The 18,742-nt window shown below is 73.5% G+C and carries 23 protein-coding genes; 10 read left to right on the forward strand and 13 right to left on the reverse strand.

The features are described from left to right. Nucleotides 1-30 precede the first annotated feature (30 nt). The 3 genes from PH189_RS21815 to PH189_RS21825 all read right to left on the reverse strand — a co-directional run bounded on the left by PH189_RS21815 (nt 31) and on the right by PH189_RS21825 (nt 2,924). A complete protein-coding gene (locus PH189_RS21815; protein ID WP_274190920.1) occupies nt 31-744 on the reverse strand; it encodes a response regulator transcription factor in 714 nt (237 codons plus the stop codon). Further along, on the reverse strand, nt 741-1,979 hold the full coding sequence (locus PH189_RS21820; protein ID WP_378014986.1) for a sensor histidine kinase: 1,239 nt from the start codon (nt 1,977-1,979) through the stop codon (nt 741-743). Before PH189_RS21820 ends, PH189_RS21815 begins: the two co-directional genes overlap by 4 nt. A gap of 174 nt (nt 1,980-2,153) precedes the next feature. Next, entirely contained in the window at nt 2,154-2,924 is a 771-nt protein-coding gene (locus PH189_RS21825; RefSeq protein ID WP_274190921.1) for a phosphoglyceromutase, read from the reverse strand. A gap of 194 nt (nt 2,925-3,118) precedes the next feature. Between PH189_RS21825 and PH189_RS21830 the strand changes: the two genes are divergently transcribed. The 8 genes from PH189_RS21830 to PH189_RS21865 all read left to right on the forward strand — a co-directional run bounded on the left by PH189_RS21830 (nt 3,119) and on the right by PH189_RS21865 (nt 8,113). Continuing rightward, nucleotides 3,119-3,493, forward strand: a complete 375-nt coding sequence (locus PH189_RS21830; protein ID WP_274190922.1) for a hypothetical protein — start codon at nt 3,119-3,121, stop codon at nt 3,491-3,493. A 6-nt stretch (nt 3,494-3,499) separates the two neighbouring features. Then, nucleotides 3,500-4,804: a cupin domain-containing protein gene (locus tag PH189_RS21835; protein ID WP_274190923.1), complete on the forward strand. Its 1,305-nt coding sequence runs from the start codon at nt 3,500-3,502 to the stop codon at nt 4,802-4,804. Nucleotides 4,805-4,850: 46 nt separating this feature from the next. Next, complete coding sequence (locus PH189_RS21840) at nt 4,851-5,831, forward strand: sucrase ferredoxin (RefSeq protein ID WP_274190924.1); 981 nt, start codon at nt 4,851-4,853, stop codon at nt 5,829-5,831. A 94-nt stretch (nt 5,832-5,925) separates the two neighbouring features. Then, nucleotides 5,926-6,195 (forward strand): GlsB/YeaQ/YmgE family stress response membrane protein, encoded by a 270-nt coding sequence (locus tag PH189_RS21845; protein WP_274190925.1) that lies wholly within the window; start codon nt 5,926-5,928, stop codon nt 6,193-6,195. Between the two features lie 75 nt (nt 6,196-6,270). Then, nucleotides 6,271-6,708: an OsmC family peroxiredoxin gene (locus tag PH189_RS21850; RefSeq protein ID WP_274190926.1), complete on the forward strand. Its 438-nt coding sequence runs from the start codon at nt 6,271-6,273 to the stop codon at nt 6,706-6,708. A 107-nt stretch (nt 6,709-6,815) separates the two neighbouring features. Then, nucleotides 6,816-7,004, forward strand: a complete 189-nt coding sequence (locus PH189_RS21855; protein WP_274190927.1) for a hypothetical protein — start codon at nt 6,816-6,818, stop codon at nt 7,002-7,004. Nucleotides 7,005-7,016: 12 nt separating this feature from the next. After that, nucleotides 7,017-7,385 (forward strand): hypothetical protein, encoded by a 369-nt coding sequence (locus tag PH189_RS21860; protein WP_274190928.1) that lies wholly within the window; start codon nt 7,017-7,019, stop codon nt 7,383-7,385. Next, nucleotides 7,343-8,113 (forward strand): hypothetical protein, encoded by a 771-nt coding sequence (locus PH189_RS21865; protein WP_274190929.1) that lies wholly within the window; start codon nt 7,343-7,345, stop codon nt 8,111-8,113. Before PH189_RS21860 ends, PH189_RS21865 begins: the two co-directional genes overlap by 43 nt. Here PH189_RS21865 and PH189_RS21870 read toward each other — a convergent pair. Beyond that, nucleotides 7,998-8,390 (reverse strand): trypco2 family protein, encoded by a 393-nt coding sequence (locus PH189_RS21870; RefSeq protein ID WP_274190930.1) that lies wholly within the window; start codon nt 8,388-8,390, stop codon nt 7,998-8,000. The genes PH189_RS21865 and PH189_RS21870 overlap by 116 nt on opposite strands. Before the next feature lie 131 nt (nt 8,391-8,521). Here PH189_RS21870 and PH189_RS21875 point away from each other — a divergent pair, with 131 nt between their 5' ends. Next, the gene (locus PH189_RS21875) at nt 8,522-9,202 is read left to right on the forward strand and encodes a DUF899 domain-containing protein (protein WP_274190931.1); all 681 of its coding nucleotides are present in this window, start codon (nt 8,522-8,524) and stop codon (nt 9,200-9,202) included. Between the two features lie 79 nt (nt 9,203-9,281). Here PH189_RS21875 and PH189_RS21880 read toward each other — a convergent pair whose 3' ends face one another. Continuing rightward, entirely contained in the window at nt 9,282-9,650 is a 369-nt protein-coding gene (locus tag PH189_RS21880) for a hypothetical protein (RefSeq protein ID WP_274190932.1), read from the reverse strand. 98 nt (nt 9,651-9,748) lie between these two features. Between PH189_RS21880 and PH189_RS21885 the strand changes: the two genes are divergently transcribed. Beyond that, entirely contained in the window at nt 9,749-10,588 is an 840-nt protein-coding gene (locus tag PH189_RS21885; RefSeq protein ID WP_274190933.1) for a methyltransferase domain-containing protein, read from the forward strand. Here the strand turns inward: PH189_RS21885 and PH189_RS21890 are convergent. The 8 genes from PH189_RS21890 to mshA form a co-directional block, all read right to left on the reverse strand. Next, the gene (locus PH189_RS21890) at nt 10,566-11,141 is read right to left on the reverse strand and encodes a 2'-5' RNA ligase family protein (RefSeq protein WP_274190934.1); all 576 of its coding nucleotides are present in this window, start codon (nt 11,139-11,141) and stop codon (nt 10,566-10,568) included. The two genes, PH189_RS21885 and PH189_RS21890, sit on opposite strands and share 23 nt — an antisense overlap. 54 nt (nt 11,142-11,195) lie before the next feature. After that, on the reverse strand, nt 11,196-11,936 hold the full coding sequence (locus PH189_RS21895; RefSeq protein ID WP_274190935.1) for a GAF and ANTAR domain-containing protein: 741 nt from the start codon (nt 11,934-11,936) through the stop codon (nt 11,196-11,198). Between the two features lie 292 nt (nt 11,937-12,228). Further along, nucleotides 12,229-12,726 (reverse strand): hypothetical protein, encoded by a 498-nt coding sequence (locus PH189_RS21900; RefSeq protein ID WP_274190936.1) that lies wholly within the window; start codon nt 12,724-12,726, stop codon nt 12,229-12,231. A gap of 538 nt (nt 12,727-13,264) precedes the next feature. Further along, nucleotides 13,265-13,477: a hypothetical protein gene (locus PH189_RS21905; protein WP_274190937.1), complete on the reverse strand. Its 213-nt coding sequence runs from the start codon at nt 13,475-13,477 to the stop codon at nt 13,265-13,267. Between the two features lie 186 nt (nt 13,478-13,663). After that, on the reverse strand, nt 13,664-14,491 hold the full coding sequence (locus PH189_RS21910; protein WP_274190938.1) for a GAF and ANTAR domain-containing protein: 828 nt from the start codon (nt 14,489-14,491) through the stop codon (nt 13,664-13,666). A gap of 511 nt (nt 14,492-15,002) precedes the next feature. After that, nucleotides 15,003-16,592: an AMP-binding protein gene (locus PH189_RS21915; RefSeq protein WP_274190939.1), complete on the reverse strand. Its 1,590-nt coding sequence runs from the start codon at nt 16,590-16,592 to the stop codon at nt 15,003-15,005. 318 nt (nt 16,593-16,910) lie between these two features. Continuing rightward, a complete protein-coding gene (locus tag PH189_RS21920) occupies nt 16,911-17,414 on the reverse strand; it encodes a type III secretion system chaperone family protein (RefSeq protein WP_274190940.1) in 504 nt (167 codons plus the stop codon). Next, nucleotides 17,411-18,703: a D-inositol-3-phosphate glycosyltransferase gene (gene mshA / locus PH189_RS21925; protein ID WP_274190941.1), complete on the reverse strand. Its 1,293-nt coding sequence runs from the start codon at nt 18,701-18,703 to the stop codon at nt 17,411-17,413. The genes PH189_RS21920 and mshA overlap by 4 nt, the downstream gene beginning before the upstream one ends. Between the last annotated feature and the right edge of the window lie 39 nt (nt 18,704-18,742).

Here is an 18,742-nt window from a genome sequence, read left to right on the forward strand (position 1 = left end):
GTCTAGCGGGGGCCCGAACAGCCGCGATGGTCAGGCGTCGAGCTTGTAGCCCAGCCCTCGCACGGTGACGAGGTGCCGCGGCGCGGCGGGCTCCGGCTCGAGCTTCGCGCGCAGTCGCTTGACGTGGACGTCGAGGGTCTTGGTGTCGCCCACGTAGTCGGCGCCCCAGACGCGGTCGATGAGCTGGGCGCGCGTGAGCACCCGGCCGACGTTGCGCATGAGGTACTCGAGCAGGTCGAACTCCTTGAGCGGCAGCGGCACCTCGGTGCTCCCGCCCGGGCCGTCGACGGTGACCACGTGGCGGTCGACGTCCATCCGGATCGGGCCGGCCTCCAGGACCTGGCGCTCCGAGCCGCCGGGCACGGCGCCCTCGCCGTCGGCGTCCTGACCGCGGCGCAGGACGGCCCGGACGCGGGCGATGAGCTCGCGCGCCGAGTAGGGCTTGGTGACGTAGTCGTCGGCGCCGAGCTCCAGGCCGACCACCTTGTCGATCTCGGCGTCCCGCGCGGTCACCATGATCACCGGGACCGAGGAGCGCTGGCGCAGCGCCTTGCAGACGTCCGTGCCGCTCATGCCCGGGAGCATGAGGTCGAGCAGGACGATGTCGGCGCCGTGGCGTTCGAAGTCGTCGAGTGCGGCGGCCCCCGTGCCGGCCACCGAGGTCTCGAATCCCTCCTTGCGCAGGAGGTAGGCGAGCGGGTCGGCGAACGACTCCTCGTCCTCGACGATGAGCACGCGGGTCATGGCGAACCTCCGGGCAGGGACGGGGCCGGGTCCGGTCCGGATCCCGCCGGTGTGAGGGCGAGGTCGGCGTCGAGGCCGTCCGCCACCGTGTCGGCGTCCTCCGCGGTGGCGGCGGGCACCCGGAGCGTGAACGTGGAGCCCACGCCGGTCTGGCTCCAGAGCCGGACCTCGCCGCCGTGGTTGGCGGCGACGTGCTTGACGATCGCGAGGCCCAGCCCGGTGCCGCCGGTCGCGCGGGAGCGGGCGGGGTCGACGCGGAAGAAGCGCTCGAAAACGCGCTGCTGGTGCTCGGGGGCGATCCCGATGCCGCGGTCGGTCACCGAGATCTCGACGCGGTCGCCCTGACGGCGCCTGCGCACCGAGACCGGCGTGCCCTCCGGCGAGTAGGCGACGGCGTTCTCCAGCAGGTTCGCGAGCGCGGTCACGAGCAACGTGCGGTCGCCGGCCACCTCGAGCCCGCTCGGCGCGTCGAGCAGGAACCGCCCGCGCGGGTCGACGGCGCCGTCCTCGCCACCCGCGGCGCTGGCGGCCTCGGCCGGCACCCGCACGCGGTGCAGGGCTTCGGTGAGCACCTCGTCGACGTCGACGCGCACCAGCTCGGGCAGCCGGTCGGCGCCCTGCAGCCGGGAGAGCGAGATGAGCTCGGTGACGAGTGCGCCGAGGCGGTGGGACTCGTTGAGGATGCGCGTCGCGAAGTGGGCGACCTCGTCCGGATCGTCGGCGTCGAGCACGGCCTCGGCCAGCACCGCGAGGGCCCCGACCGGCGTCTTGAGCTCATGGCCGACGTTGGCGACGAAGTCGCGGCGCACCGCCTCCAGGCGCACGGCCGCGGAGGTGTCGGTGGCGTCGACGACGACGAATCCGTCCCCGAGCGACCGGACCTGGGCGACGATCGTCTGCGGGGTCGAGCCCGGCGGGAACGACCGGGGCGAGAGGTCGACCTCGCAGGGCTCGCCGCCCGCGGCGACGCGCTCGGCGGCGGCGGCCAGGCGCGGGTCCGGGCGGGCGTCGACGACGGCTCCGAGGGCCTCGGCGCGCTCGTTGGAGAGCACGACGTCGCCGAAGCGGTTGACGACGGCGATGCCCGACTGCGAGCGGCGGACCAGCCGGGCCAGGAGCTCGGCCACCGTCGGCCCCCGCGAGCGCTCCCGGCCGGCCTCGGTCTTCCGACGCACGGCGGCGGCCCCGGCGACGGCTCCGAGCGCCGCGGCGAGGAGGGCCACGACGACGGTCACCAGCACGGGGACGGCCACGTTTCCCGATGGTAGGGCCGTTCGGGGCCTCCGCGTGCCTCCCGCGTGAGCTGTCCGACGTTCGAAGGAGTCAGGGTTGGCCTGCGGTTCAGGCGTTGTTCACCCACCCTCGGGGGCTCCGCCCCCCCGAGCACCCCCCCGAAAGCCCCCTCGGCGTCAGCGGCCCTGGTTCGCCACCGCGGCGATCGCGTCCTTCGCGGCGTCGGGGTCGAGGTACGTGCCGCCCGGGTTGGTGGGCGTGAGGTCCCCGTCGTCCGCCTCGGCGAGGTCGTAGCGCAGCGGGATGCCCGTGGGGATGTTCAGCCCGGCGATGGTCTCGTCGTCGACGCCGTCGAGGTGCTTGACCACGGCGCGCAGCGAGTTGCCGTGCGCGGCGACGAGCACGGTGTGCCCGGCGCGCAGGTCCGGGACGACCGCCTCGGTCCAGTACGGCAGCAGCCGCTCGAGGACGTCCTTGAGGCACTCGGTGCGCGGCATCGCGTCGCCGAGGTCGGCGTAGCGCGGGTCGCCGGTCTGCGCGTACGGGTCGTCGGGGTCGATCGGGGGCGGCGGGGTGTCGTACGAGCGGCGCCAGATCTGGAACTGCTCCTCGCCGTACTCCTCCATCGTCTGCTTCTTGTCCTTGCCCTGGAGGGCGCCGTAGTGCCGCTCGTTCAGCCGCCAGTCGCGGCGGACCGGGATCCAGGCGCGGTCGGCGACGTCGAGGGCGAGGTTCGCGGTGTTGATGGCGCGGCGCAGCAGCGACGTGTGCAGGACGTCGGGCAGCAGGCCGGCGTCCGCGAGCAGTTCGCCGCCCCGGCGCGCCTCCTGCTCGCCCTTCGGCGACAGCGGGACGTCCACCCAGCCGGTGAACAGGTTCTTCTCGTTCCAGTCGCTCTGGCCGTGACGCAGCAGCACGAGCGTGCCGACGGTTCCCTCCGGGGTCATGACCTGGGAGCCTGCCAGCGGCCCGCCGGGGACACCACGCCGCCGGGTGGTCCCGCGCGTGAGATCACCTCTCGCCGGGTACCGCTGGCGGCATCGGCGGCAGGATGCGCCGAACCCTCCGACCCGGTGGCGGCGGGCCGCACACCACGCGGAGCCGCCCGGGTCACCGAACGACTCGACTCCAGGAGTGCGACGTGAACGACGACGACATGACCACCAGCGGGCACGGCCCGGCGGACGGCGGCGCGGCCGGCAACGGCGGCGACGGCGGGGCGGACGGCGGCGCCGACGGCGGTGCGGGCCACGGCCCGGCCGACGGTGGCGCGGCCGGTCGCGGCGCGGACGGCGGGGCCGACGGTGGGGCCGACGGTGGCGCCGACGGCGGGGCCGACGGTGGGGCCGACGGCGGGGCCGACGGTGGCGCTGACGGCAGCGCCCACGGCCCGTCCGACGGCGGCGCGTTCGGCAACTCGGCCGACGGCGGCGCCGACGGTGCCGCGGGCCACGGCCCCTCCGACGGTGGCGCCCGCGGCGGCGGCTCCGACGGCGGTGCCGACGGCGGGGCCTGAGCCTCGATGACCTCCACGCCCGATCCCTCGTCGGATCGCGGCCCCGACGCCGACGCCGGGCGGTCCCACGATCGCCCGGCGCTGCGGCGTCTCGTGGCCGGCGACCTCGACGACTTCGCCGGCGCGGCCTGGGGCCGCGAGGCCCGGCTCTCGCGCGCCGCGGACCTGGCGAAGCACGCCGAGGGCGAGCAGCCCGAGGCGTTCGGCGACCTGTTCGACCTGGCCGCCGTCGACGAGCTGCTGTCGCGGCGCGGGCTGCGGACCCCGTTCCTGCGGATCGCCAAGCAGGGCACCGTGGTCGACTCGCGCCACTTCACCGGCGAGGGCGGCGTCGGCGCCGAGGTGTCCGACCAGGTGCAGGACGACCGTGTCGCCGCGCTGTTCGCCGACGGGCACACCGTCGTGCTGCAGGGCGTGCACCGGACCTGGGCCCCCGTGGCGGACCTCGTCACCGAGCTCGGGGCCGAGCTCGGGCACCCCGCGCAGACCAACGCCTACATCACGCCCGCGTCGTCGCAGGGCTTCTCCGCCCACTACGACGTGCACGACGTCTTCGTCCTCCAGGTGGCGGGCACGAAACGCTGGCACGTGCACGCCCCCGTGCACGCGGACCCGCTGCGCTCGCAGCCCTGGAACGACCGCGCGGGCGCCGTCGCCGCCCGCGCCACCGAGGACCCCCTGATCGACGAGGTCCTCGAGCCCGGCGACGTGCTCTACCTCCCGCGCGGCTACCTGCACTCGGCCACCGCCCAGGGCGAGGTCAGCGCGCACCTGACCATCGGCGTCCACGTGCTCACCCGCTGGGCCGTGGTGGACGCGATCGTGAACGCGCTCACCGACGACCCGACGCTGCGCGGCTCGCTGCCGCTGGGCATCGACGCCGCCGATCCCGAGGCGCTCGCCCCGCACGTCGAGGCCGTGGCCGCGCGCCTCGCCGAGACCCTCGCCGCGCCGGACCCGGGCCGCGCCGCGCGCGTCGCCCGGCGGCTGCGCCGGCGCGCGTGGACGGGCAACCGCCCCGAGGCCGTCGCCCCGCTCGCGCAGGCCGCGGCGTCGACCTCGGCGGACGCGTCGACCGCCGTCCGCTGCCGCCGGGGCCTGCACCACCGGCTGCGCACCGGCGAGGACGGCGCCGTCCTGCTCGAGCTCGCCGACCGCACCGTGACGCTGCCCGCCGGCACGCGTGCGGCCTGCGAGCGCCTGCTCGACGGGCACCCCGTCACCGCCGGCGAGCTGCCCGGTGTCGACCCGGACGACGGCGCCGTGATCGTCCGCCGGCTCCTGCGCGAGGGCGTGCTGCGCCCGGCGTGACACACGCCGGGTGTCCACCGCGGCCCGGGCCGGGTATGACGGAGAGATGACCTCACCGGAGACCGATGCCCCGGACGCATCTGCGGGCTTCCGGTGCTCGGAGGCGGCCCGCGATCGCGACGACCCCTTCGTCGCGACCGCGCCGCCCGCGCGGTGCTGGCTGCTCGTCGAGCACCCCGGACCGTGGGGGCGCGACGCCCTCGGCGGCGCCGGCTACCCCGACGACGTCCTCGACGCCATCGACGCGTTCTGCCGGGCCCGCGGGGCGCGGTTCCAGCTCATCCGCCGCTCCCGCAGCCGCGGGGAGCCGATGGCCGACCGGGGGCGCTTCGCCCTCGTCGACACCACGCCCGGCGCGGAGACGGTGCGCTGGGGGCGGGTCGCCTCGCCGCTCGAACTGCCCGCCGCGCTGGCCGACGTCGAGGCCGCGACCGTCGCGTCGTCCGAGCCCGTCTACCTCGTCTGCGCCCACGGACGCCACGACGCGTGCTGCGCGATGCGGGGCCGCCCGGTGGCCGCCGAGCTCGCCGCGACGTACCCGGACCGCACCTGGGAGACCACGCACACCGGCGGCGACCGGTTCGCCGCCAACGTCGTCCTGCTCCCCCACGGCCTCGTGCTCGGCCGGGTGCCCGCCACCGAGGCGGTCTCCGTCGTCGAGCGCTACGCCGCCGGCGAGGTCGACACCGTCTGGGTGCGCGGACGCTCCGGATTCTCCCCGCCCGCCCAGGCCGCCCAGCACCACGCGCGCCTGGCGTTCGGTGAGGCCCGCGTGGACGCCCTGCGCGTGCTCGGCACCGAGACGCGGGAGCCGGGCGTCGTCGAGGTGACGCTCGACGGCGGGTCCGGCCGCGGTCCGGTCTCGGTGGTCGTGCGCGAGCGCTGGGTCGCCTCGCCGACGCCCCTCACGTGCTCGGCCGGGCGCGCCTCGTCGATGCGTGTCTTCGATCTCGTCGAGATGACCCCCGGCGCCGGGTTCTCCGAGGGTCCCGAGGTCAGGGCCCTGGGGGCCGTGGCCGGGGGGTGAAGCTCTCCGGAACGGGCGTGGGGACTGGTTCAGGAGGAGGATCCGGGGGAACGTGGCGGCTGAACGTCACGAATCCCGGAACGGAGCAGGACCCATGATCCTCACCATCCTCGGCTGGATCGTCTTCGGACTGATCGTCGGCTTCATCGCCCGCGCCCTGGTCCCCGGCAAGGACAACATCGGCATCTTCATGACGATCGGCCTGGGCATCCTCGGCTCGGTCGTCGGCGGGCTGATCTTCTCCCTGTTCAGCGGGCGCTTCACGCTGTCGAACCCGGTGGGCTGGATCGGATCGGTCATCTTCGCGATCATCCTGCTGGTGATCTACAACAGGGTGACCGGACGCAAGCGCGTCGGCCGCTAGCCCACCTTGGCTCGGCCCGGCGTCCGCCGGGCCGGGCCGACCGACAGGCCATTCCTCCGACCCCGGGAGACGACGATGCCGAGCCGCGACGCGACCACGCACTGGGAGGGCGGCCTCCAGGACGGCACGGGTCAGGTGAGCCTCGACTCGTCCAACGCCGGCCAGTTCACCGTCTCGTTCCCCACCCGCGCCGAGGACCCCAACGGGCAGACCAGCCCCGAGGAGCTGATCGCCGCCGCACACTCCTCGTGCCTGGCGATGAACCTCTCCGGCGTGCTCGGCGGCGAGGGCCTCACGGCGAACGCGATCGACGTGAGCGCCGAGGTCACCCTGTCGCCGGCCAAGGGCGGCGGCTTCGAGATCAGCGGGATCGCGATCACGCTGCGCGCCGACGTCGACGGACTCGACGAGGCGAAGTTCCGCGAGCTCGCCGAGACCGCCGAGAAGACCTGCCCGGTCTCCAAGGCGCTCGCCGGCACCACGATCACCCTCGACGCCGCGCTCGGGAGCTGAGACCGGTCTGTCGGGGGCCGCGTCCACCGTGACGCCGTGTCCGATCCCGGCCCGTCGCTGACGTCCCCCGGTATCGTGGGTCCCGACGGCGAGAACCGGAGGCTCCCATGGCCGACGCACCAGCCCGCCCCGCGCGGCAACGCATCGTCGAGCCCGGCGAGCCGGCGAGCGACCTGGCCGAGCGTCTGCACCTCGACGATCCCGCGCTCCAGCGCCGCTACCGCGCCGATCTCGATCGCGTGCGCGACGCCGAGCTCCGCGCCGAGATCGACACCGAGGGCGTCCGCCTGCACTGACCTGGACGGGCGATGACCTGGCCGTTCCTCGCCTGGTCGCCGGACGACTCCGCGGGCGCGGTCTACGACGTCACCGTGCCCGGCACGTGGGACGAGCTCGTCGAGTTCTACGCCGGCGGCGCGGGCAGCCGCCCGCTCGAGCGCATCGTGGAGATCGCCCGCGGGCACGGGGTGCGCAGCGTCGTCGTCGAGCAGCGCTACCTCGACCCGGACTGGCGCAGCGAGCACGGCGCGTTCCACGGCCGCCTGTTCCGCCGTCACCCCTCGGTGTGCCACCGCTGGCACCTGTCCACCGACGACGTCCCCGCCGACCTCTCGGAGCTGCGTCCGGGCGCGCGGTGCTGTGCCGGTACGTCAACAGCCAGCTCCCGCCGCTGGTGATCTCGTCGAGCCACGCCTGGGTGGTCGTCGCCTATCGGCGCGCCCCCGGCGACGACCGTCGGGTGACGCTGTGGCGGCACGACGACGCGCGCGGGCGCTACCTCGAGGTCGACGACCCCTTCGCGGAGCCCGAGGACGCCCACCGCCCCTGGCGGACCGCGATCCTCCCGCTGCTGCCCGCGATCTACGTGACGGCGGAGCGTGCCGAGGCGGCCGGACGGCTGTGGTTCGCGGGCTATCTCCGCGGCGCCGAGGACGACGAGCCCGTGGCCCGCGCCGCCGCGGCGGGCGAGCTGGCCTTCCGCACCTACGTCGTGCGCAGCGACGAGTACCTCGAGGGCCTGTGGGCGCGCGGCGTCGACCCGGCGCTGGCCGACCTCTACCGCCTCGCGGCCCTTCCCGAGCACCTGTGGGTGGTCGAGGCCGTCGACCGCGCCGCCGCCGCGACGGCCGTCCCGACGTCGTCGGCGAGGCCCTGGTGGACGCGACGGCGTCGACGCACCACGAGCCGTTGCAGGAGGGCCTCGTCGCCCTGCACGGCGGTCGGTTGGCGCACCGCATCAGGCCCGACCACGGCACGCGTCGCGAGCTCCTGCTCACCGACCCGGGGCACTACCGCACGGGACGGCCCGGGCGGCGCTGATCCTGGCCACGCTGATCCTGGCCACGCTGATCCGACTCGTCGCCCTCCGGGAGCGTGCCCGCGATGGCCGGGCCGACGACGCTGATCGACGCGTCCGTGCCGGTGTCCTCCTCGGCCTCGCCCTCGTCGGCCACCGGGCCGAGTGTGAGGCGGATGCGGTGGGTGTCGGTGCGCTCCCGCTCGCCCCCGCCGGACACCTCCCCCGAGAGCACGAACCACTTGGCCCCGACCGAGCCCTGCGTGTCCCGCCGCCGGTGCACCTCGACCGCGAGCTCGATCTCGACCTCGCGCACCCCGAGCCCGTAGCCCTCGTCGCGACGGCCCCGCGCGGCGACCAGGTCGCGCCGCAACGCCAGCAGCACCTCGTCCAGGCCCAGGCCTCGTCGGTCTCCCCACCGTCCTCGTCCACGCCGCCGACCGTAGCGAGGCACCCCGACATCGGTCGGAATCATCGCTTGACAGGACTGTGCAGTACAGATTTAGGATCGCCGTCATGGACCTCACCTCGCGACCCGTTGTCACGTCCGCCGAGTGGCAGAAGGCCCGCGAGGAGATGCTCGTGCGCGAGAAGGAGGCCACCCGCGCGCAGGACGCGCTGGCCGCCGCGCGACGCCGCATGCCGATGGAGAAGCTCGGGGACCACCTCCTCGACGGCGTCGACGGGCCCGTCCGCCTCGTCGACGTGTTCGAGGGGCGCCGCCAGCTCATCGCCTACAAGTTCATGTGGACCGACCCCGAGAGCCCCTGCGAGGGCTGCTCGCTGTTCGTCGACCAGTTCGGCCACACCGCCCACCTCAACGCCCGCGACGTCACGCGCGTGGTGATCAGCTCCGGCCCGCTCGCCGAGACGTTGCCCTACCGCGAGCGGATGGGCTGGAGCGTGCCGTTCTACTCGGCGGCGAACAGCAAGCTCTTCGACGACCTCGGCCACGACAGCTCGTTCGCGCTCGACGTCTTCCTGCGCGACGGCGACGACGTCTACCGGACCTACATGATCGACGGCCGGGGCACCGAGAAGCTGGGCAGCGTCTGGTCGTTCCTCGACATCACGCCCTTCGGGCGCCAGGAGGCGTGGGAGGAGTCCCCGCCCGGCACCCCGCAGGGCGACCCCTACGTCTGGTGGCGCCGCCACGACGAGTACGACACCGCCGCGACCGCGGGCGGCTGCCACTGACGAATGTCAGCGAAGTGCCGTCACAGACGTCCAGTGTCCGTATCGCGCCGTCGATCACTGCGGAGTCGATTACCGGGGATCAGTCGCCGTCGACCACCGGCAGCGGCGCGGTGTCGACGTGCGGCTCCTCCTCGGTCCCGGGCCGGAAGAACGCGAGGAACGCGACGGCCGCCAGGGCGAACACCAGACCGACCGTCAGGTAGACCAGCGCCGAGACCACGGTCGGGTTCCCGGCGACGGCGTGCGTGAGCCCCGCCTCCGCCGACCACGCCAGGACGAACTGCCGCGGGCGCCGCGCCCCGTCCCGCACCGCGACCAGCAGCGCGACCTGGGCCACGACGAGGACCACGACGAGGACCAGCGACCCGCCGGCCAGGAGCATCGCCGCCGCGACGCCCGCTCCGAGCGCACACGCCGCGACGGTCGCGAGCACGACGCGGGTGGGCACGCCCTCACGGTACGGCGACGGACGGGCGAGCCGGTTCCGCTCCCGCCGTCGATGGGCGACGATCACGTACCGCCGAGCACCGAGCACCCGGAGGCACCGTGGCCGCCCAGCAGACGCCCGCATCCGGGACACCGGCCATCTCCCTGCACGACTTCACCGACATCGACCACTCCGCGGAGTCCACCTACGTCGCCGCGCTCGAGGCCTTCGACCGCCTGCCGTTGCTCCGCGAGCTCAAGGCGCTGGCCATCGAGCGCACCGCGGTCGGGCCGGGCCGCCGGGTGCTCGACGTCGGCTGCGGGTTCGGGCTCGAGACGCTCCGGCTGGCGGCGCTCGTGCAGCCCGGCGGGGCCGTCTCCGGGGTCGACGTCTCCGCCGACTTCATCGCCGAGGCCGTCCGCCGCGCCGAGGCCCAGGGGCTGCACGTCGACCTCACCACGGGCGACGCCCAGCACCTGCCCTTCCCGGACGACGCCTTCGACGTCACGCGGATCGAACGGGTCCTGATCTACCTGGACGACCCGGACCGCGCGCTCGCCGAGATGGTCCGCGTGACCCGGCCCGGCGGCCGGATCGCGGTCATCGCGCCAGACTTCGACACGAACACCGTCAACGTGCCGGACGCCGCGCTGGTCCGCGCCGTGCTCGCGCACGAGGCCGACACGTCCGTCGTCAATCCCCGCCTTGTGCGTGACCTGCGCGGGAAGCTCGAGGACCTGGGTCTCGAGGACGTCGGGCTCACCAGCCGCATGGTCGTCTTCTCCCCCGACCTCGGGGCGCAGTACTTCGGCGGCCTCGGCCCGGCCGCCGCACGGGCCGGCGTGATCGACGCCGACGCCGGGCAGCGCTGGACCTCGACCGTCGACGAGCTCCACCGCACCGGCCGCCTCTTCGGCGCGATCGGCTACTACCTCGTCACCGCGTCCGTGTCGGGGTGACGGAGGCGTCGCCGAGCAGCGGCGCCTCGGCCACGACGTGCCAGGACCCGACGTCGAACGACCCCGCGAGCAGGTGGACGCGGTCGACCTCGGCCGTGATCGGGAGGCTCGGTGCGAGCTGCTCCGCGGCAGCACGCAGCGCCGCGAGCGAGGAGTGGCGCCGGTAGCCGACCGTCAGGTGCGGCACCGGCTCGTGCTCGCCCTCGTACGGCGGATGGTCGGGAAAGGCGCGGGCGGTGCGCTCGGTGAGCTCCGCGAACGGCTCCGGCGGATTCGGGGCGAGCCACACGTAGTCGTCGCCGAACCAGCCGACGGCGTCGAGGCGGAACGAGAACGGCGCCACGTCCCGCACCGCGCGGCGCAGCGTCGCGACCGTCCCGTCGTCGACGGCCCGGGCGGGCACGAACGGGAACAGGACGGTCACGTGCGCGGGCACGCCCTGGCGTGCCGACGGGTCCAGCTCGTCGCGCAGCGTCCCGACGACGGGCTCGGCCGCGGGGACGACGACGAGCACCGCGGTGTGCGTCGCCTGCTCATCGACCCGGACGCCCATGGGTCCGGATCCTGGTGCTCCGCCGGCGGCCGTCACCGTCGGGGCCGGCACTGCTCACGGGGAGGCCTCGGCAGCGGGGCGGGAGCCGGAGGTGTCGGCGTTCTCGACGAGCCACCGGGCGACGGCGGTGAGCTTCAGGTTGGTGTCCTGGGAGGACTTGACCAGCATCTGGAACGCGCCCTCGTCGTCGACCTTGTACCGCGCGCGGAGGAGCCCCTTGGCCTGCCCGATCAGGTCGCGGCTGTCGACCGCCCGCTGCAGCTGGGTGGCCGTCGTCACGCCGTAGAGCAGCACCGCGGCCTGGGCACCGAACAACCCGGCCAGCGTCTGCGCGTACTCGTCGTAGGCGTCCGGGGTGGCCGAGTAGAGGTTGAGCGCCGCACACACGCTGCGGTCGACCGAGAGCTGGATCGACATGAGCGCCCGGAACCCGGCGTCGACCACGACGGGCGCGTACCGCGGCCACCGCTGCGCGTCCGCTCCGGCGAGGTCGCTCGCGACGACGGTTCCGGACTGCGGCGGCTCCTCGATGGCGGTGATGCACGGTCCCTCGTGCAGCTCGCTCTGCTTGGTGTCGATCTTGCCGATGAGGTCACTGGTGGGGTGGCGGGTCTCGATCCGGCCGTGCTCGGTCATCGAGATGCTGCCGGCGTCCACGCCGGGGATGGTGGCCACGGCGGAGGCGACGATCTGCGCGAGCGTCTCCTCGAGGTCGCAGATGTGGCGCGGCCGGGCCAGATCACGAGCGGCCGTGCGCAACGCGACGACGAGACGATCATTGCGTTCGGGACGCATGCGGGCGGTCCTCGGCTCTGCGGCGTGGTGGGCACGACGAGCAGCGCATCGGGCGTGCTGTCGAGGCAGGACCGGAGTGGCACGCGCTGCGATCTGCCCTCCCCACCGGCGGGCGGAGGTCGGGGACGCACATGGACTACGACACTGACGGGACCGGCGTCGGAGAGTTTCGACGCCCCGTGTCCGTGGTTGCCGCCGGGAACCCGGCCGCGTCGCCAGCGTACCCCGTATCCACGGCCCGTGCGGGCGCGGTCGCGCGGCTGACGGCCCTTCACCGCCGCGGCCCGACGGGTCAGCGCCTGCTGCGGCCCTCGTCGTCGTACGTCCCCTCGACGGCGCGACGGAGCCGTTGCGCCTCCCGTCGTTCGGCGTCGGCCCGGCGGCGCGTGAGCCTGACCTCCTCACCCGGGGTCGTGGCGCCGGCCTCGCGCGCGTGCGCCTCACGGGTGTCGGCGAAGCGGTCGTAGGTGGCGGCGAGGGCTTCGGCGGCGTCGGCGAGGCACAGGTAGGTCTTGCGGGTCGTCTCGAGGGCGTTCGATGCCCGTTCCATGAGGTCCCGACGCTCCGTCGGAGGCCAGGCCACGACGCACAGCTCACGATCGATGACCACGTCTCCGTCGCACACCTGGCGGGCCACGTCGTGCACCGAGGTCCCGGCGGCGGCCGCGTGCGCTCGCAGGCCCTGGTGAGCCTCGTCGAGGTCCACGACGAGCACCTCGGCCAGGACGGCACGGGCGCGCAGCACCCGGACGTCGCGCCAGTCCCGCGGGTTCAGGTCGCTGTCGGCCATCGGCGTTCATCGGCCCGGGCTCCCGCGTCCCACGAGAGCATCAGACGGTGGCGACCGGGCCTGTGCCTCCGCCCCCGAGTGTGGGCCGACTCGCCCGGTCGGTCCAGCCCGGCGCGGGCCCTACGCGGGGCCTGTTCGCAAGCGCGATCGCCACGGTCCGGGGTGTACCGCCGAGGCGCCGGTACACCTTCCACGCTCCGGCGCTCCCGGAGAATGGCCTCCCTCGCTGGGTCGGCTGACCCATCGCATCTCGGCGTTGGAGAGGGCGCCGGGCTGACACTCGTGTCTCATGTGAACCGAGCACGCGGATGTCCCCTTGTCGGCGGCCACGTCCAACCGGACGGCGCGCGCCCGCGACAGCGAGCAGGGACCTCGGTGAACGGCGTCCCCGCCCGCCGGGGGGCTCGGCGGACGGGGACGCCTCTCCCGGGCGCATCAACGTGACCGGGGTTGGGGGCCACGCCGTTCGCGCCCGTGGCTACCGCGGGACCTGGGTCCGAGCGGGCACGAGGGCGATGAGGACGGGAGCAAGCCGGGGTCAGCAGGAGCCGGAGATGTTGGGGTCCACCGGTGTCGACATCTGGCGCGCAAGTACCTCGTCGGCAACACAACACAGCGGCAGTCCGCGGCGGTCGGCGCGAACTCGTAAGATCATCGCGGCATGCTCGGCGGACACTCCGAGCACTGCGGCAAGCGCGCCTTCTGCCTGGTGGACGGCAGCATCGAACGGCTCTAGATCACCGATATTCATCCGGACTCTTCTCGCTCGTCGACCTCGACTGATGAGACTGTCGACGACGGGGACCGGGCCGGCGAGAGCGTCGTCAAGCCTGAGGATTCTCGCGCTCGATGTACAGGCCCAATCGCCTGACGGCCGCGTTCGTTCGCGCTCGGAGGCTCGTACTCTCGGGCCTGCGCCGCGAGGCCAGCAGCTCCGTCAGACGATGTCGATCTGCGAGGCGACGACGGCTCGGGCGACCTGGGTCAAGGGCTCCCGTCGCCTGCGTGCCCGGGCCCGAAGCAGCTCGAAGGCGAGCTCCGGGCTCAATCGGTGACGTGCGGCGATGAAGCCCTTGGCCTGCTCGATCGGGATGCGACTGCTCAGAGCGTTCTGGAGTTGGCCGTTGACGGTCTGGATGTGGTTCACCGTGCGCCAGTGGACGAGGCCGGTGGCGGCTGCGGTGGCGAGCAGGACCGCGACGCGTCGGTCGGCGTCGCTGAGTGCTCCGGTCGCACGACTGAACAGGTTGAGGCCGCCGACCACCTGGTGGCGCAGGCTCAGGGGTACGGCGTGAACCGATCGGAACCCGTCGTCCCGTGCCTGCCGGGCGAAGTCGGGCCACCGCTCCGGTTCGTGGTCGATGTCGGGGCAGGAAACATCGCGGTCGCCGCGAATGGACTCCAGGCACGGGCCGCGGTCGGTGTCGGCCTGGAGCTGTTCAAGGTGATCGGTGCAATGGTGGGTGGCCGCCACGGGGATCAGCCGACCCTTCTCGTCGAGCAGCAGGACTCCGGCCGAGTCGATGTCGAGCAGTTGGGTGCTGGCCCGAGCCAGGCAGTAGAGCAGACCAGCGACATCGAGGTCCGAGCCGAGCGTGTCGGTCAGTTCGAGCATGAGGTCCGGAAGGCGCTCCGCGCGCGACAGAGAGTCCACGGGGCGCCTTTCGTCCGGGATCGTGTCGGCACCGTTGAGCGCGGCCCGTGTCGCTGACCGATCGGAATCGGTGACGACACGGCGCCGACCTGTTCGGAGCAGGAAGCCCATGTGTACCCCGCCGAGCGCCGTTCGGAACGTCACCACGTGATCGCGATGCGCTCCTCGACCGATCGCGTCGAAAGCAGCGCCAGGAGCGCTCCCAGGCCCGTCGCCGGGAGTGCTGGACCCGCCCCCGCCAGCTCCGGCCGATCTCGCCGTTGGAGCCGGTCCGCGAGATCGGCCTGAGCCCAGCGCAGGCGGCCACACCGCTGGCGGCCCGCCCGTACGACCTCCGGCACGCGGCGCTCACGTCCTCCCTCAACGCCGGGGTGCCGGCTACGGAGGTCGTCGAGCGGGCCGGTCACTCGGTCGAGGTCCCTGCTGTCGGTCTACGCCTACAACGCCCACATCCACGATCTACTCGACGGAGAGGCTCGATCGACTATGCGAGATTCGTTCCGTGACTGTTCCGTGGAAACCCCGGACGCAACGCCGCACCGCTGCGGCGCCTCACAGAGACTTCACATCGGTCATTCGGCGTCCGTGCAGTTCAGAGGCGCGAAACAGCGGGTCGGGGACCCTACGTGGACGCCTGCTCACGAGCGCGAAGGTCCTTGCGCAGGATCTTCCCCGACGCCGACTTCGGAATCTGATCGATGAACTCCACGACCCGCACCTTCTTGTGCGGGGCGATGCGCTCGGCCACGAAGCCCATGACGTCGTCGCCGGAGAGCTGGGCGCCCTGCTGGAGGACGACGAACGCCTTGGGGATCTCCTCGCCCTCGGCGTCCTTGACCCCGATGACGGCGGCGTCGGCGATCCCGTCGTTGGTGAGCAGCAGCGCCTCGAGCTCGGCGGGCGGCACCTGGTAGCCCTTGTACTTGATCAGTTCCTTGACGCGGTCGACGATGTGGAAGACGCCCTCGTCGGTGACGGTGGCGACGTCGCCGGTGTGCAGGAAGCCGTCGGCGTCCAGGGTCTCCGCGGTCGCCTCGGGGTTGTTGAGGTACTCGCGCATCACGTTGGGGCCGCGGACCCACAGCTCGCCGCGGGAGCCCTCCTCGCCCGTCTCGGGGTCGACGAGCTTGCACTCGATGTTGGGCAGCGCGACGCCGATCGAGTTGAGGTCCATGTCCGGACGGTCCTGCGGCATGGCGTGGCTGACCGGGCTGAGCTCGGTCATCCCGTAGCCCTGCAGCACGGTGCAGTTCAGTCGCTTCCCGACGGCGTGCCCGAGCTCGGCGTCGAGCGCCGCGGCTCCGGAGAACACGATGTCGACGCAGTCGATGTCGTACTGGTCGACCATCGGGTGCTTGGCCAGCGCGACGGCGATGGGCGGGGCGATGTAGACGCGGTCGACGCGGAACTCGGAGATGATCCGGAGGAACTCCGCGAGATCGAACTTGGGCATCGTCACGACGGTCGCCCGCACGTAGATGCCGTGGTTCATCATCACGGTCATGCCGTAGATGTGGAAGAACGGCAGCACCGCGAGGATCTTCGAGTCGGCATCGGTGCTCGCGTTGAGCACCTGGAACTGGACGAGGTTCGCCACGAGGTTGCGGTGGGTCAGCACCACACCCTTCGCGCGCCCGGTGGTCCCCGAGGAGTAGGGCAGCGCGGCGACGTCGTCGCCGGTCAGGGTCACCTGCGGGCGCTCCGCCGTGGTGGAGAGCAGGTCGGCGAGGCCGTTCTCGGGCCGCGGTGTGCCGGCGTCGTCCCGGGTGCCGTCGATGAGGACGGTCTCGGTGACGACGACGCCGTCCTGCTCCGTCGCGGCGCGGGCCCGGTCGAGGAACGCGGTGATGGTGACCAGCATCTTCGCGCCGGAGTCGCGCAGCTGGAAGGCGAGCTCGTCGGGGGTGTAGAGCGAATTGACCGTCGTCACCGCGACGCCCGCGGCGAGGGCGCCGTGGAAGACGACCGGGTAGTAGGCGTTGTTGGGCGCGAACAGGGCGATCACGTCGCCGCGGCCGAGGCCCCGCTCGCCGAGGGCGGCGGCGAAGCGGTCGATCGCTCCGGCGAGCTCGCCGAAGGTCGTCTGAGCACCGGACGATCCGTCGATGATCGCCACGCGGCCGGCGTCGGCCTCACTCAGGTCGCCGAAGAGGAACTCGGGCAGACCCACGTCCGGGATGTCGACGTCGGCGTACGGGCTGCGGACGACCATGCGGGAACTCCTCGTCGGGCGCGGGACGGCAATGCGTCGGTAAACCTACCTGTCGGTACGGGCGAGTGTCCGCCCTCTCGCATGATCTCTCTGTGATCGGATGCGAGGTTCACGGCCCGGGCGGTCACCCATTCGGCCGCATGACGATCGCTTGCCCCGTCTCTTTCGTGGTGGGACAGTGAGCGCGAGAAGCCGATTCGACCCACGGTTCGGCCGAGGCGTGGCTCACGTGTGCACGTTCGCCTGTGCGAGCGCCCTGGACGCCCGCCGCCGGCGTCGGATGCCCCCCGTCCCACGCCGGCGGCGTGGCCCGGCGGCTCAGTCGCGACCCTCCACCAGGTGCGCGAACGCCGAGAGGTTCGCCAGCGACTCCCCCCGCGATTCGCGCCACGCCCACTCGCGGCGGATCGACGTGGCGAAGCCGAGCTCGAGCAGGGTGTTGAAGTCCCCGTCGGCGGCCTCCAGCACCTGCCCGAGGATGCGGTCGATCTCCTCGTCCACCACGGCGTGTCGCGCCACGCGCCCGACGAGGTGGATGTCGCCGGCCCGGTCGATCGTGTAGTGCACGCCGTAGAGCCGGGCGTTGCGCTGCAGGAGGAAGCGGTAGACCTCCTCGAGGTTCTCGTCCGGGTGCCGGCACACGAAGGCCTCGACCAGCAGCGCGTGCGGCGTGAGCACCAGCCAGCAGTGCGTGGCGAGCTTCTTGGTGCCCGGCAACGTCACGAAGAACCGTCCCGGACCCGGCCGGGTGTAGGACAGCTCGCGCTCGTCGAGGGCGTCGGCGAGCACCTTCTCCAGCTCGTCCGGGGCAGGGGAGCTCACACCGCCATCCCTCGTGTCCGGTCGCGGTCCTTCGCCCGCGAGGCCTCGGCGTACGTCGCGAGCAGCGCGTCGGCCGTGCGGTCCCACGAGAACATCGCCGCGTGCTCGACCGCGCCTGCGGAGAACCGCTGGCGCCCGGCCCGGTCGAGGCCCACGCGCTCGAGGGCGTCGGCCCAGTGCTCGGGGTCGTGGCCGTCGACCAGCAGCCCCGAGCGCCCGTGGGCGACCGCGGTGGGTAGCCCGCCCACCGCGGCGGCCACCACCGGGGTCCCGCAGGCCTGCGCCTCGAGGGCGACGAGACCGAAGGACTCCGAGTAGCTGGGCACCGCGACGACGTCCGCGGCGCGGTAGACCTGCGCGAGCTCGTCGCCGCGCCGGGGCGGCAGGAAGCGGACGACGTCGTCGATCCCCAGCTCGCGGGCGAGCGCCACCAGCGACTCCGGCTCGGCGAGCCCGGTGCCCGAGGGACCGCCGACGACGAGGACGACCAGCCGCTCGCGCAGCTCCGGGCGCCGCGCGAGCATCGTCGCGGCGGCGCGCAGCAGGACGTCGGGCGCCTTGAGCGGCTGGATCCGCCCCACGAACGCCATCGCCGTGTCCTCCGGCCGGATCCCCAGGGCGGCGCGCGCGGCGTCGCGGTCGGGCGCGGGGGTGAAGGTGCGCAGGTCGACGCCCGGCGCGATGGTGCGGACGCGGTCCGGGTCGGCACCGTAGGCGGTGACGAGGTCGTCCGCCTCGGCCTGCGTGGACGTGACGAGGCGGTCGGCCTCGGCCACCACCTGCTCCTCGCCGACCACCCGCGACAGCGGTTCGGGCCGGTCGCCGTCGGCGAGCGACGCGTTCTTGACCTTGGCCAGGGTGTGCGCGGTGTGCACCAGCGGCACGCCCCAGCGGTCCCGCAGGAGCCACCCGACCTGCCCGGAGAGCCAGTAGTGGCTGTGCACCGCGTCGTACCACCCCGGCTCGTGACGGGCCTCGTCCCGCAGCACCCCGGCGGTGAACGCACACAGCTGGCTGGGCAGGTCCTCCTTGCCGAGGCCGCCGTAGGGGCCGGCGATGACGTGCCGGACCAGCACCCCGTCCGCCAGCTCGGCCACCGGCGGCAGGTCGGACGACGTCGCCCGCGTGAAGATCTCGACCTCCACGCCGCGCTGGGCCATCCGCCGCGCCGTCTCCACGACGTAGACGTTCATGCCGCCCGCGTCGCCGGTGCCGGGCTGGGCGAGCGGTGAGGTGTGCAGCGAAATCACCGCGACCCGGCGGGGTCGCCCCGGATGCGACCGAACCACCCGGCCAGGGGGACGGGAACGGGTCGCCGGAGATGCCGT

Origin of the sequence: Actinomycetospora chibensis (genome assembly GCF_028737215.1) — a bacterium.
GTDB lineage: Bacteria > Actinomycetota > Actinomycetes > Mycobacteriales > Pseudonocardiaceae > Actinomycetospora > Actinomycetospora chibensis.